Origin of the sequence: Enterobacter pseudoroggenkampii (genome assembly GCF_026420145.1) — a bacterium.
In the GTDB taxonomy this organism is placed as follows: Bacteria; Pseudomonadota; Gammaproteobacteria; order Enterobacterales; family Enterobacteriaceae; genus Enterobacter; species Enterobacter pseudoroggenkampii.
The window spans coordinates 632736-645736 of sequence record NZ_JAPMLV010000001.1 but is presented as its reverse complement, the minus strand read 5'-3'; the positions used below and the strand labels follow the sequence as shown (position 1 = coordinate 645736).

The 13001-nt window shown below is 57.4% G+C and carries 11 protein-coding genes; 6 read left to right on the top strand and 5 right to left on the bottom strand.

Annotated features, from left to right (window positions below; genetic code table 11):
* Positions 1-10 precede the first annotated feature (10 nt).
* From trxB to infA, 5 genes are all read left to right on the top strand, one after another.
* Positions 11-979 carry a thioredoxin-disulfide reductase gene (trxB, locus tag OTG14_RS03115; RefSeq protein ID WP_267214572.1) on the top strand — a complete coding sequence of 323 codons (969 nt, stop codon included), beginning with the start codon at positions 11-13 and terminating at the stop codon, positions 977-979.
* A gap of 114 nt (positions 980-1093) precedes the next feature.
* On the top strand, positions 1094-2860 hold the full coding sequence (gene cydD, locus OTG14_RS03110; RefSeq protein ID WP_267214571.1) for a heme ABC transporter permease/ATP-binding protein CydD: 1767 nt from the start codon (positions 1094-1096) through the stop codon (positions 2858-2860).
* Positions 2860-4581: a heme ABC transporter ATP-binding protein/permease CydC gene (gene cydC, locus OTG14_RS03105; protein ID WP_248273098.1), complete on the top strand. Its 1722-nt coding sequence runs from the start codon at positions 2860-2862 to the stop codon at positions 4579-4581. The genes cydD and cydC overlap by 1 nt, the downstream gene beginning before the upstream one ends.
* A gap of 45 nt (positions 4582-4626) precedes the next feature.
* The gene (aat, locus tag OTG14_RS03100) at positions 4627-5331 is read left to right on the top strand and encodes a leucyl/phenylalanyl-tRNA--protein transferase (RefSeq protein WP_248273099.1); all 705 of its coding nucleotides are present in this window, start codon (positions 4627-4629) and stop codon (positions 5329-5331) included.
* Positions 5332-5615: 284 nt separating this feature from the next.
* Positions 5616-5834, top strand: a complete 219-nt coding sequence (gene infA, locus OTG14_RS03095; RefSeq protein ID WP_002211347.1) for a translation initiation factor IF-1 — start codon at positions 5616-5618, stop codon at positions 5832-5834.
* Positions 5835-5905: 71 nt separating this feature from the next.
* Here the strand turns inward: infA and OTG14_RS03090 are convergent, their stop codons facing one another.
* The 3 genes from OTG14_RS03090 to clpS form a co-directional block, all read right to left on the bottom strand.
* Positions 5906-6355 (bottom strand): hypothetical protein, encoded by a 450-nt coding sequence (locus OTG14_RS03090; RefSeq protein WP_267214570.1) that lies wholly within the window; start codon positions 6353-6355, stop codon positions 5906-5908.
* 251 nt (positions 6356-6606) lie between these two features.
* The gene (clpA, locus tag OTG14_RS03085) at positions 6607-8886 is read right to left on the bottom strand and encodes an ATP-dependent Clp protease ATP-binding subunit ClpA (RefSeq protein ID WP_008499992.1); all 2280 of its coding nucleotides are present in this window, start codon (positions 8884-8886) and stop codon (positions 6607-6609) included.
* Positions 8887-8913: 27 nt separating this feature from the next.
* Positions 8914-9234: an ATP-dependent Clp protease adapter ClpS gene (gene clpS, locus OTG14_RS03080; protein WP_006174393.1), complete on the bottom strand. Its 321-nt coding sequence runs from the start codon at positions 9232-9234 to the stop codon at positions 8914-8916.
* A gap of 267 nt (positions 9235-9501) precedes the next feature.
* Here clpS and cspD point away from each other — a divergent pair, with 267 nt between their 5' ends.
* Positions 9502-9723, top strand: a complete 222-nt coding sequence (gene cspD, locus OTG14_RS03075; protein ID WP_006809408.1) for a cold shock-like protein CspD — start codon at positions 9502-9504, stop codon at positions 9721-9723.
* A 70-nt stretch (positions 9724-9793) separates the two neighbouring features.
* Here cspD and macB read toward each other — a convergent pair whose 3' ends face one another.
* A complete protein-coding gene (gene macB, locus OTG14_RS03070) occupies positions 9794-11734 on the bottom strand; it encodes a macrolide ABC transporter ATP-binding protein/permease MacB (protein ID WP_090417551.1) in 1941 nt (646 codons plus the stop codon).
* On the bottom strand, positions 11731-12846 hold the full coding sequence (macA, locus tag OTG14_RS03065) for a macrolide transporter subunit MacA (protein ID WP_024907815.1): 1116 nt from the start codon (positions 12844-12846) through the stop codon (positions 11731-11733). Before macA ends, macB begins: the two co-directional genes overlap by 4 nt.
* Positions 12847-13001 lie beyond the last annotated feature (155 nt).

Genomic DNA, 13001 nt, shown 5'->3' with positions numbered 1-13001 from the left:
TGGGGATCTCATGGGCACGGCCAAACACAGTAAGCTGCTAATCCTTGGTTCTGGACCTGCGGGATATACCGCGGCGGTCTATGCTGCACGCGCTAACCTGCACCCGGTACTCATCACCGGCATGGAAAAAGGCGGTCAGCTGACCACCACCACCGAAGTGGAAAACTGGCCAGGGGACCCGAACGACCTGACCGGGCCGCTGCTGATGGAGCGTATGCACGAGCATGCTGCTAAATTCGAAACCGAAATTTTGTTCGATCACATCAATAAGGTCGATCTGCAGAACCGTCCGTTCCGCCTGACGGGCGACAGCGGCGAATACACCTGTGACGCGCTGATCATCGCCACCGGCGCCTCTGCCCGTTACCTCGGTCTGCCATCCGAAGAAGCGTTCAAAGGCCGCGGCGTTTCTGCCTGCGCAACCTGCGACGGTTTCTTCTACCGCAATCAGAAAGTCGCGGTCATCGGCGGCGGCAACACCGCCGTGGAAGAAGCGCTCTACCTGGCGAACATTGCCTCTGAGGTGCATCTGATCCACCGTCGCGACACCTTCCGCGCGGAGAAGATCCTGATCAAGCGCCTGATGGATAAAGTAGCAAGCGGCAACATCGTGCTGCACACCAACCGTACCCTGGAAGAGGTGACGGGCGACCAGATGGGCGTTGCCGGTCTGCGTATCCGTGATACCCAGAACACCGATAACGTCGAAACGCTGGAAGTGGCGGGTCTGTTTGTGGCGATCGGTCACAGCCCGAACACCGCGATCTTCGACGGTCAGCTGGAGCTGGAAAATGGCTACATCAAAGTGCAGTCCGGCATTCACGGTAACGCGACCCAGACCAGCATCCCGGGCGTGTTCGCGGCCGGCGACGTGATGGACCATATTTACCGTCAGGCGATCACCTCTGCGGGCACCGGCTGTATGGCCGCGCTGGATGCTGAACGCTACCTCGATGGACTGGCTGATCAAGGTAAATAATCTTTACAAGTCAGTAACAAACGTAAATAAAGGCGGCGATAAGTCGCCTTTATTGTCTCCCCGTTGTAACATTGCGCTGCCCAATTTCTAATAACGTCACCTGCAAAGTACGCAATGGAAAAAACCCGTCAACAAGAGTTAACACGCTGGCTGAAACAGCAAAGCGTTATTTCCCGCCGCTGGCTTACGATTTCCCGTCTTTTGGGTTTCGTTAGCGGCCTGTTGATTGTTGCCCAGGCATGGCTGCTGGCCCGCATTCTTAATCACATGATCATGGAGAACATTCCACGCGAAGCGCTCCTGCTGCCCTTTATTGTCCTGATCCTGATTTTTATCCTGCGCGCCTGGGTGGTATGGCTGCGTGAGCGCGTCGGTTTTCACGCCGGACAGCACATCCGCTACGAGATCCGCCGTCAGGTGCTCGACAGGCTTCAGGAAGCCGGGCCCGCGTGGATCCAGGGTAAACCAGCCGGTAGCTGGGCGACGCTGATCCTTGAGCAGATTGACGATATGCACGACTACTATGCGCGCTATCTGCCGCAGATGGCCCTTGCCGTCTTCGTTCCGCTGCTGATCGTGATCGCCATCTTCCCGGTGAACTGGATGGCTGCGCTGATTCTGATGGGCACCGCCCCGCTGATCCCGCTGTTTATGGCGCTGGTCGGCATGGGGGCAGCGGATGCCAACCGCCGTAACTTCCTGGCACTGGGTCGCCTGAGCGGCCATTTCCTCGATCGTCTGCGCGGCATGGAGACGTTACGCATTTTTGGCCGCGGTGAAGCGGAAACCGAAAACATTCGCCAGGCGTCACAGGACTTCCGTCAGCGCACCATGGAAGTGTTACGCCTCGCCTTCTTGTCTTCCGGCGTACTGGAATTCTTTACCTCTCTGTCGATTGCCCTCGTGGCGGTCTACTTCGGTTTCTCCTACCTCGGCGCGCTGGATTTCGGCCATTACGGCACGGCGGTGACCCTTTCTGCCGGGTTCCTGGCGCTGATCCTGGCCCCGGAGTTTTTCCAGCCGCTTCGCGATCTGGGGACCTTCTATCACGCCAAAGCCCAGGCGGTTGGCGCAGCCGATAGCCTGAAAACGTTCCTGGAAACGCCGCTGGCACACCCGGAGCGCGGTGACGTGACGCTGAATGCTAAAGAGCCCGTGACCATCGAAGCGCAGGACTTTTCCATTCTGTCACCCGAAGGCAAAGTGCTTGCGGGTCCGCTGAACTTTACCTTACCTGCCGGACAACGCGTGGTGCTCGTCGGCACCAGCGGTTCCGGGAAAAGTTCTCTGCTGAATGCGCTATCCGGATTTATGGCCTATACGGGTTCACTGCGGATCAACAGAACCGAACTGCGTAACCTCGATCCTGACGCCTGGCGTAAACAGCTCAGCTGGGTGGGCCAAAACCCGCAGCTTCCCGCCGCTACGCTGCGTGAAAACGTCCTGCTGGCGCGCCCGGATGCGCGTGAAGATGAACTGCAATCGGTTCTCGACCGCGCCTGGGTCAGCGAGTTTCTGCCGCTGCTCCCGCAAGGGGTAGATACCGAGGTCGGTGACCAGTCCGCCGGGCTGTCAGTCGGACAGGCGCAGCGTGTGGCCGTTGCCCGCGCGTTGTTGAATCCTTGCCAGCTGATGCTGCTGGATGAACCCGCCGCCAGCCTGGATGCCCACAGCGAGCAGCGCGTAATGGAAGCCCTGAACGCCGCCTCCCGGCAGCAAACCACCCTGATGGTCACCCATCAGCTGGAAGGCATTGCCGACTGGGACCAGATCTGGGTCATGGAGAACGGCCGTATTGTTGAGCAAGGCGATTACGCCTCTCTCGTTGCCGCGCAGGGACCGTTTGCCGCCCTGCTGGCGAACCGTCAGGAGGACATCTGATGCGTGCTCTGCTGCCTTATCTTGCGCTCTATAAACGCCACAAATGGATGCTGACGCTGGGGATTGTGCTGGCCATTGTCACGCTGCTCGCCAGCATCGGACTGCTCACGCTTTCCGGCTGGTTCCTGTCGGCCTCGGCCGTCGCGGGGTTCGCCGGATTATACAGCTTCAACTACATGCTTCCGGCTGCCGGGGTTCGCGGTACCGCCATCACCCGTACTGCCGGACGCTATTTCGAACGGCTGGTCAGCCACGACGCCACTTTCCGCGTGCTGCAGCACCTGCGCATCTACACTTTCAGCAAGCTGCTGCCCCTCTCCCCTGCCGGGCTGGCGCGTTTTCGTCAGGGTGAGCTACTCAACCGTGTCGTTGCGGATGTCGACACGCTGGATCACCTGTACCTGCGCGTGATCTCCCCGATCGTGGGCGCATTTGTGGTGATTGTGGTTGTCACGCTGGGGCTGTCTGTTCTGGATGTTCCCGTGGCGCTGACGCTGGGCGGGATCATGCTGCTGACGCTCATCATTCTGCCACCGCTGTTTTACCGCGCCGGGAAATCCACCGGAGAAAACCTGACGCGTCTGCGCGGAGACTACCGCCAGCAGCTAACCTCCTGGCTTCAGGGGCAGGCAGAGCTGACCATTTTTGGTGCCAGCAAGCGCTACCGCGCGCGGATGGAAAGCACGGAGCTGAACTGGCATGAAGCCCAGCGCCGCCAGTCGGAGCTGACGGCCTTCTCTCAGGCGCTGATGATGTTAATCGGCGGCGTGGCGGTAATAGCCATGCTGTGGCTGGCCTCCGGCGATATCGGGGGAAATACACAGCCGGGTCCGCTTATTGCCCTTTTCGTCTTCTGCGCGCTGGCCGCGTTTGAAGCGCTGGCCCCGGTGACGGGCGCCTTCCAGCATCTGGGGCAGGTCATCGCCTCTGCTCTGCGCATCACCCAGATTGCCGAGCAGGAGCCTGAAGTCACGTTCAGTTCCGGGCAGACCGTGGTACCTGAGCAGGTTGCGCTAACGCTTGAAGAGGTCACTTTCGCCTACGACAAACAGGCGCAGAACGCGCTGGACGGTATCAATCTGTCAGTTAATGCAGGACAGCGGATTGCGATCCTCGGCCGTACCGGCTGCGGTAAATCGACGCTGCTGCAGCTGCTGACCCGCGCCTGGGATCCGCAGCGCGGTCATATTCGTTTTAATAATACGTTGCTGACTGATTTCAGCGAGCAGGCCCTGCGCAAGACCGTGAGCGTCGTTCCACAGCGCGTGCATCTGTTTAGCGCCACGCTGCGCGATAACCTGCTGCTGGCCGCGCCAGTGGCCTCTGATGATGCCCTTCGCGCCGTGCTGGAGCAGGTCGGACTGCAAAAGCTGCTTGAGGACGAGGGATTGAACAGCTGGCTGGGCGAAGGTGGCCGCCAGCTCTCCGGCGGAGAGCTGCGCCGCCTGGCGATTGCGCGCGCGCTGCTGCACGATGCGCCGCTGATGCTGCTTGACGAGCCCACCGAAGGGCTGGATGCCACGACCGAGAGCCAAATCCTTGATTTACTGGCGAATGTCATGACCGGCAAAACCGTGCTGATGGTCACGCACCGCCTGCGCGGACTGGCGAGCTTTGATCGGATAATTGTGATGGACAACGGGCACATTATTGAGCAAGGTAGTCACACAGAACTGTTGGCAAAACAGGGTCGCTACTACCAGTTTAAACAGCGTCTGTAGACTATATTTGTAGCGTCCTCACTCGCGTACTGGAGTTTTGCTGTCATGCGCCTGGTCCAGCTTTCTCGTCATAACATCGCGTTCCCTTCTCCGGAAGGGGCGCTGCGTGAGCCCAACGGGCTGCTGGCCCTCGGTGGTGACCTCAGTCCCGCTCGACTATTAATGGCGTACCAGCGCGGTATATTCCCCTGGTTTTCCCCTGGCGATCCGATTTTATGGTGGTCTCCCGATCCGCGTGCCGTGCTGTGGCCAGCGCAGTTTCACCTGAGCCGCAGCATGAAGCGTTTCCATGCGAAATCACCTTACCGCGTCACCCTCAACCACGCCTTTGGTCAGGTCATTGAAGGCTGTGCTGAAGACCGTTATGAAGGGACATGGATAACCCGCGATATCATTACCGCCTACCACCAGCTCCATGAGCTTGGCTACGCCCACTCCATCGAGGTGTGGGAAGGCGGAGCACTCGTTGGCGGCATGTACGGCGTGGCGCAGGGGACGCTGTTTTGCGGTGAGTCGATGTTCTCTCGTGCGGTTAACGCCTCAAAAACTGCGCTGCTGGTCTTCTGCGAGGCGTTTGCCCAGCGCGGCGGACGCCTGATCGATTGTCAGGTGCTCAACGAGCACACGGCCTCCCTGGGTGCTATTGAAATCCCGCGACGCCAGTACATCGAACAGCTTGATACCAGCCGTCAGGAGAAGCTCCCGCGCGACTTCTGGATACCGAGAACGCTCTTTATGCCCAATGCCTAAATGTTTTCCGCATATTTTTTGTGAGGGTGTTATAATTACGCCGCAGAGTAGCTTCTGCCTGTTGCCCCGCCGCCGTTTGGGACCCTCGCTTCAGATAACGTCCTGACGTTTATCCTGTCGTCTCCCCTTTACGAATGCGCTTCCTGTTCGGTTGTACCGTGACGCTTGGGCAATGCGCCGAAACTGTTTTGCTGCGTTTTAATCGCGCAATTCTTTACTTAATTGATGAATTTCGGCATTATCTTGCCGGTTCAAAACTTGGTAGTGATACCCCAGAGGATTAGATGGCCAAAGAAGACAATATTGAAATGCAGGGTACCGTACTTGATACGTTACCTAATACCATGTTTCGCGTAGAGCTGGAAAACGGTCACGTGGTAACTGCGCACATCTCCGGTAAAATGCGCAAAAACTACATCCGCATTTTGACGGGCGACAAAGTGACTGTTGAACTGACCCCGTACGACCTGAGCAAAGGCCGCATTGTCTTCCGTAGTCGCTAATTGTTTTCGCCTGTAATGGCAGATGAATATTTAAAAGGTCGGGATTATTCCGGCCTTTTTTATTTATGGCTTTAGTGTTGCTGCGTCGGAAGATGTATTGTCATCCATGGTTGTACAGGAGCGATTAAATCTCCTGCCATAGAATGCGCCATGTCGTGAAGTAATCCCGTAAGATGCGGCAACATATCGCGGTCAAAATGCGACACCAGCAGCACGTGGTTTAACGCCCGGCAGTAGTCACATTTCGTTTCTGTATCTTCCAGCAGCCACTCTTTTTGCCGCGGCTGTGCCGCTTCTTCCTCAAATTCCAGTATCTGAAAATCACGCATGGATTCCGTGAGGCCGGTTTTCACCTCTTCCAGATAAGCCCCCAGGCAACGGCATACGGGCTGCGTTTGAGGGAGTGATTTGCAGTCGAGAAGGATTTCGGTGAGCAGTTTGCAGCGCTCGGCAAGGGTGGGGAGATCGGGGTTGAGGGAGAGTTCGCTGTAAAGTTGGGCGAAATTATTAATATCAGTCATATGTGATCCTTTATGCACGTAAGATTGTTTGTGCACACTTTCAGGACGCCAATCCCGGCACCTGATTTTGCAGGTGCGCCGCCATTTTATTACTGTGTATTTATCCAGCAACTGACTTCGAAAGAAACTGGAAAGCGCCTCGCAAAATTCCTCTGCGGCCTGTAGCCCTCACCCCGGCCCTCTCCCACGGGGAGAGGGAGAAAACAAAAAAAACGGCAACCGAAGTTGCCGTTTTGCTTTTATCTTATAACTCAGTGAGCCGCTTCCGGCTTGTGCTTCGCCGCACTCTGGAAATCGTACGTCAGTTCGTTCTTCGCCTGGTCCAGCGCCACGGTCACCTGGCCGCCGTCCACCAGCGAGCCAAACAGCAGTTCGTTCGCCAGCGGTTTCTTCAGGTTGTCCTGAATCACACGCGCCATCGGACGGGCACCCATCGCACGGTCGTAGCCTTTCTCGGCCAGCCAGTTGCGGGCCTCCTGGCTCACTTCCAGCGACACGCCTTTCTGATCCAGCTGAACCTGCAGCTCGACGATGAACTTGTCCACCACCTGATGGATCACCTCGGTAGACAGGTGATCGAACCAGATAATGTTGTCCAGACGGTTACGGAACTCCGGCGTGAAGATCTTCTTGATCTCCTCCATCGCATCGGTGCTGTTATCCTGGTGGATCAGGCCGATGGATTTACGCTCGGTTTCACGCACCCCGGCGTTGGTGGTCATCACCAGCACCACGTTGCGGAAGTCCGCCTTGCGCCCGTTGTTGTCGGTCAGCGTCCCGTTGTCCATCACCTGCAGCAGGATGTTGAACACGTCCGGGTGCGCTTTCTCGATTTCATCGAGCAGCAGGACCGCGTGCGGATGCTTGATCACCGCGTCGGTGAGCAGACCGCCCTGGTCAAAGCCCACGTAGCCCGGAGGCGCACCAATCAAACGGCTGACGGTGTGACGCTCCATATACTCGGACATATCAAAGCGCAGCAGCTCAATGCCCAGCGCTTTGGAGAGCTGAACCGTCACCTCGGTTTTCCCCACGCCAGTCGGGCCAGCGAACAGGAAGGAACCGACAGGCTTGTGGTCATGCCCCAGTCCGGCACGGGCCATCTTGATCGCTTCGGTTAAGGCCTCGATGGCTTTATCCTGACCAAAGACCAGCATTTTCAGGCGATTGCCGAGGGTGCGCAGCGTGTCGCGGTCGCTCTGAGACACGCTCTTCTCAGGGATACGCGCGATGCGGGCCACCACGGACTCAATATCCGCCACGTTAACGGTTTTCTTACGCTTGCTGGCCGGCATCAGACGCGCACGCGCCCCCGCCTCGTCAATCACATCAATCGCCTTATCCGGCAGATGACGGTCGTTGATGTATTTCACCGCCAGCTCCACCGCCGCACGGACCGCTTTCGCGGTGTAACGCACGTCGTGGTGCGCTTCGTACTTCGGCTTCAGGCCGTTGATGATCTGCACCGTTTCCTCGACGGACGGTTCGGTCACGTCGATTTTCTGGAAGCGGCGCGCCAGCGCACGGTCTTTCTCAAAGATGTTGCTGAACTCCTGGTAGGTCGTGGAGCCAATCACGCGGATCTTGCCGCTGGAGAGCAGCGGTTTGATCAGGTTAGCCGCATCCACCTGGCCACCGGAGGCCGCACCCGCGCCGATGATGGTGTGGATCTCATCGATAAACAGGATGCTGTTGGTGTCCTGCTCCAGCTGTTTTAACAGCGCCTTGAAGCGTTTTTCAAAATCACCGCGGTATTTGGTGCCCGCCAGCAGCGAGCCGATATCCAGCGAGTAGATGGTGCAGTCGGCAATCACTTCCGGCACGTCGCCCTGCACAATACGCCAGGCAAGCCCTTCCGCAATCGCGGTTTTACCCACGCCCGATTCCCCCACCAGCAGCGGGTTGTTCTTGCGGCGACGGCACAGCACCTGGATCGCGCGCTCCAGCTCTTTATCGCGACCAATCAGCGGGTCGATACCGCCAACGCGAGCAAGCTGGTTAAGGTTGGTGGTGAAGTTTTCCATACGATCCTCCCCGCCTGCTTGCTCTTCATTGTTATTGACCTGATTGCTGGAATCCGATGCCTGGTTAGGCTCGTCTTTGCGCGTTCCGTGAGAGATAAAGTTAACCACGTCGAGGCGGCTGACTTCGTGTTTGCGCAGCAGGTAGGCAGCCTGTGACTCCTGCTCGCTGAAGATGGCGACTAAGACGTTTGCGCCAGTCACTTCGCTACGTCCGGAAGACTGGACGTGGAATACCGCGCGCTGCAGCACGCGCTGGAAGCTGAGCGTCGGCTGCGTGTCGCGCTCTTCTTCACTGGCTGGCAGCACCGGTGTGGTTTGTTCGATGAAGGCTTCGAGTTCCTGACGTAGCGCCACCAGATCCACGGAGCAGGCTTCCAGCGCTTCGCGGGCAGATGGGTTGCTAAGCAGTGCGAGCAGTAAATGCTCGACGGTCATAAACTCATGTCGGTGCTCACGCGCTCTGGCGAAAGCCATGTTTAAACTGAGTTCCAGTTCTTGATTGAGCATAGGCACCTCCCCCAATTTTATGCCTTATCAGGCCTTTTCCAGCGTACACAGCAACGGATGCTCGTTCTCCCTCGCATAGTCGTTCACCATCGCCACTTTGGTTTCCGCCACTTCGGCTGTGAAGATGCCGCAGATAGCTTTGCCACGATAATGAACGGTAAGCATCAGTTGCGTTGCACGTTCTACATCATAAGAAAAGAACTTTTGTAGCACGTCAATAACAAATTCCATCGGCGTGTAATCATCGTTCATTAACATAACTTTATACATAGATGGCGGTTTTAGCGCGTCGCGCACTTTATCTTCCGCCAGCTGGTCAAAATCCAGCCAATCGTTGGTCTTACCCATTATGCATAACCACTTTGAATCTACCTCAGATGTTAGATAACAATCATCTATTACTGTCATCCGCGATGTCTGTCACAAACTATTGCAATAGCGTTAACTGCTTCAAACTTTGGTTGATTATTGTCCCATCTCCAGCGCCAAACGCTTGACGACTTCTTTCGTTTCTCTAAATTGTACAAGCGTGAGATGGCGAGGTTTTGAACAGCCCCCACTCCACCACCGGTTCATTCCATCTTAACTTATAAGATTTACGAAGGATGTCGAAGCATGGAAATGGGTACTGTTAAGTGGTTCAACAACGCCAAAGGGTTTGGCTTCATCTGCCCCGAAGGCGGCGGCGAGGATATCTTCGCTCACTATTCCACCATTCAGATGGATGGTTACAGAACGCTCAAAGCCGGGCAGTCCGTCCGGTTCGATGTACACCAGGGACCAAAAGGCAATCATGCAAGCCTAATCGTACCCGTTGAAGCAGAGACGGTTGCATAGCTCTCTGTTTTATTGTGTACATCCCGCAGTCAAAATGCCAGCCCGATCGGCTGGCATTTTTATTTTCGGGTTATTCCCGAGCCAGCGCGTCCACCGGATCCAGCCGCGCCGCATTGCGGGCGGGCAACCAGCCAAACAAAATGCCGGTAAAGGTCGAACACAAAAATGCGGTAATAATGGCAACCGGCGAGAAGCCAATCTCCCAGCCGGGTAAAAAGAGCTGGAGTGCAAACGCGATCATCATCGAGAGCGCAATGCCCATCGCCCCGCCGACCAGACACACCAGCACGGCTTCAATCAAAAACTGCTGCAGCACGTCACTGGCGCGGGCCCCGACCGCCATGCGGATGCCGATCTCCCGGGTACGCTCGGTTACCGACACCAGCATGATGTTCATCACCCCGATGCCGCCGACGACCAGCGAAATCACCGCCACCAGCGTGAGGAACAGCTGAAGAGTACGTGTGGTCTTTTCCGCCGTTTTCAAGAGGCCGTCCATATTCCAGGTGAAGAAATCTTTCTTCCCGTGGCGCAGGATTAACAGCCGCTCAAGCTGCTGTTCGGCGAGCGCGCTGTCGTAGCCCTCCTTTACGCGCACGGTGATGGAGTTGAGCCAGGACTGCCCCATAATCCGCCCGGAGATGGTGGTGTAGGGCAGCCAGACGCGCAGGATCTTGCTGCTGCCAAACATCGACTGCTTCTCTTCCGCCACGCCGATGACCGTGGCAGGCATGTTGCCGACCAGGATCACTTCGCCTACCACATTGACTTTATTGGGGAAGAGCTGCCTGCGCGAGTTCGCGTCCAGCACCACCACCTGCGCCCTGCCCGCCAGCTGTTCGGCGTTAAAGGTAGCGCCTTCACTGAAGGTCATGCCGTAGACGTTGAAATAGTCTCCGCTAACGCCGTTCGCACTGGCGGCAACGTCGACATTGCCCACCCGCAGGCGCAGGTTCTGCGACACCGCAGGCGTGGCGGAGTTGACCCACGGCTGCTTCTGAATGGCCGCCAGATCGTCGTATTTCAGCGCCTGCTGATACTGCGGCTCGTCGTCGCCAAAGTCTTTGCCGGGATACACGTCAATGGTATTGGTGCCGATGGCGCGGATATCTGCCAGCACCAGCTGCTTGGCCGCGTCGCCCACCACCACAATCGACACCACCGAGGCGATACCGATGATGATGCCGAGCATCGTCAACAGGGTACGCATTTTGTTGGCCGCCATCGCCAGCCAGGCCATGGTCAGCGCTTCACGAAAGCCGCTGGAAAACTGTCCCCAGCCGGTTGATGTCGGGAGCGCTTCTTTCGGCGCCGCTGCTCTGGACTCGCGCGGCGGCGGATTGCTGACCAGCTCGCCGTCGTGGATCGCAATAATGCGTTCCGCCTGCGCCGCCACCTGCGGATCGTGGGTAACAATGATGACCGTGTGCCCCTGATCGCGAAGCTGATGGAGGATCGCCATCACCTCTTCGCCGGAATGGCTGTCGAGCGCGCCGGTCGGCTCATCCGCGAGGATCACCTGCCCGCCGTTCATCAGGGCGCGGGCAATACTCACGCGCTGCTGCTGGCCGCCGGAAAGCTGCGAGGGCTGGTACTCCAACCGCTCTGCCAGCCCCAGACGCGTCAGCAGCATCTGCGCGCGCTCGAGGCGTTTTTTACGCTCGACGCCCGCATAGACCGCAGGTACTTCCACGTTCTGCGCGGCATTGAGGTGAGAAAGCAGATGGTAACGCTGGAAGATAAAGCCGAAGTGTTCCCGGCGCAGCTTCGCCAGCGCGTCGCCATCCAGCGTGGAGACATCCGTCCCGGCCACGCGATAGGTACCGCTGGTGGGTTTATCCAGGCAGCCGAGAATGTTCATCAGCGTCGATTTACCGGAACCCGATGCGCCGACAATCGCCACCATCTCGCCCGCCTCCACGCGCAGGGAGATGCCCTTCAGCACCTCCACCGGGCCATCGCCGGAGGGATAGCTGCGACGAATGTTATTCAGCTCAAGCAGCGCCGTCATTTGGCGGCTCCGGGCAGGCTTTCGCTGACAACAACCTCCTCGCCCTCTTCCAGCCCTTTCACCACTACCACGTCAGTGTCGTTGCGCGCGCCAATCACGACCTCACGCTCGCGCGTTTCGCCGTTGCGCAGCACTTTCACTTTATAACGGCTATCCCCGACGGATTCGCCGAGCGCAGAGAGCGGAATGGTCAGCACGTTCTTCACGCCGGTCAGCTGGATATGCACCTGTGCGGTCATGTCCAGACGCAGCACGCCCTGCGGGTTTGGCACTTCAAAACGAGCATAGTAGAAAATAGCGTCGTTCACTTTTTCCGGCGTCGGCAGAATGTCTTTCAGCACGCCTTCGTAGCGCGTCTGCGGATCGCCCAGTACCGTAAACCAGGCGTTTTGCCCCGGCTTAAGATGGATCACATCCGCTTCTGAGACCTGGGCTTTGACCAGCATGGTGCTCATGTCCGCCAGCGTCAGAATGTTTGGCGCCTGCTGTGCGGCAATCACCGTCTGCCCCTGGAGCGTGGTGATCTGGGTCACTTCGCCCGCCATCGGTGCCACAATTTGGGTGTAGTCGAGGTTGGTTTTCGCCGTATCCAGCGAAGCCTGATTGCGTTTGATTTGCGCGTCAATCGTGCCAATCTGCGCCTGTTTCACCGCCAGTTCAGTGGTGGCGGTATCTAAATCTTGTTTTGAAATAGCCTGAGTTTTAGCCAGCGCCTGCTGACGGGTTAGCGTCACCTGGGCCAGGTTACGTTCTGCCAGCGCCTGCGCACGCTGCGCGCGCAGTTCCATTAGCGTGGCTTCCACCTCGCGGATCTGGTTCTCAGCCTGTTCTGGATCGATAACGCCGAGCAGCTGGCCTTTTTTCACCTTGTCGCCAATCTCAACCGACAGCGTTTTCAGCTGGCCGCTGACCTGAGCGCCGACGTCAACCTTGCGCAGCGCGTCAAGCTTGCCCGTCGCGAGGACGTTTTGCTGCAGTTCGCCCGGGCGAACAATCAGTGTCTGATACTGCGGCACCGGCGCGTTCAGCACCTGCCATAACCAGTATCCACCGGCTAAAACCACGACCGCCAGCAGCAGAAACAGGGTTCTGCGTTTTCCCTTGAGGTTCATAAATAATCCAAATAAATGTTCTGGCAATGATAAGTGTTGATTCTATCTAAACGACTCCTCAACGAAACCCCTTCTTCTTGAAATCGTCACAATTTGTTTACGAGACGTTGAACGTTCGCCTGCTGAAATGGAGATCTTCATCAAGAAGCAGGATC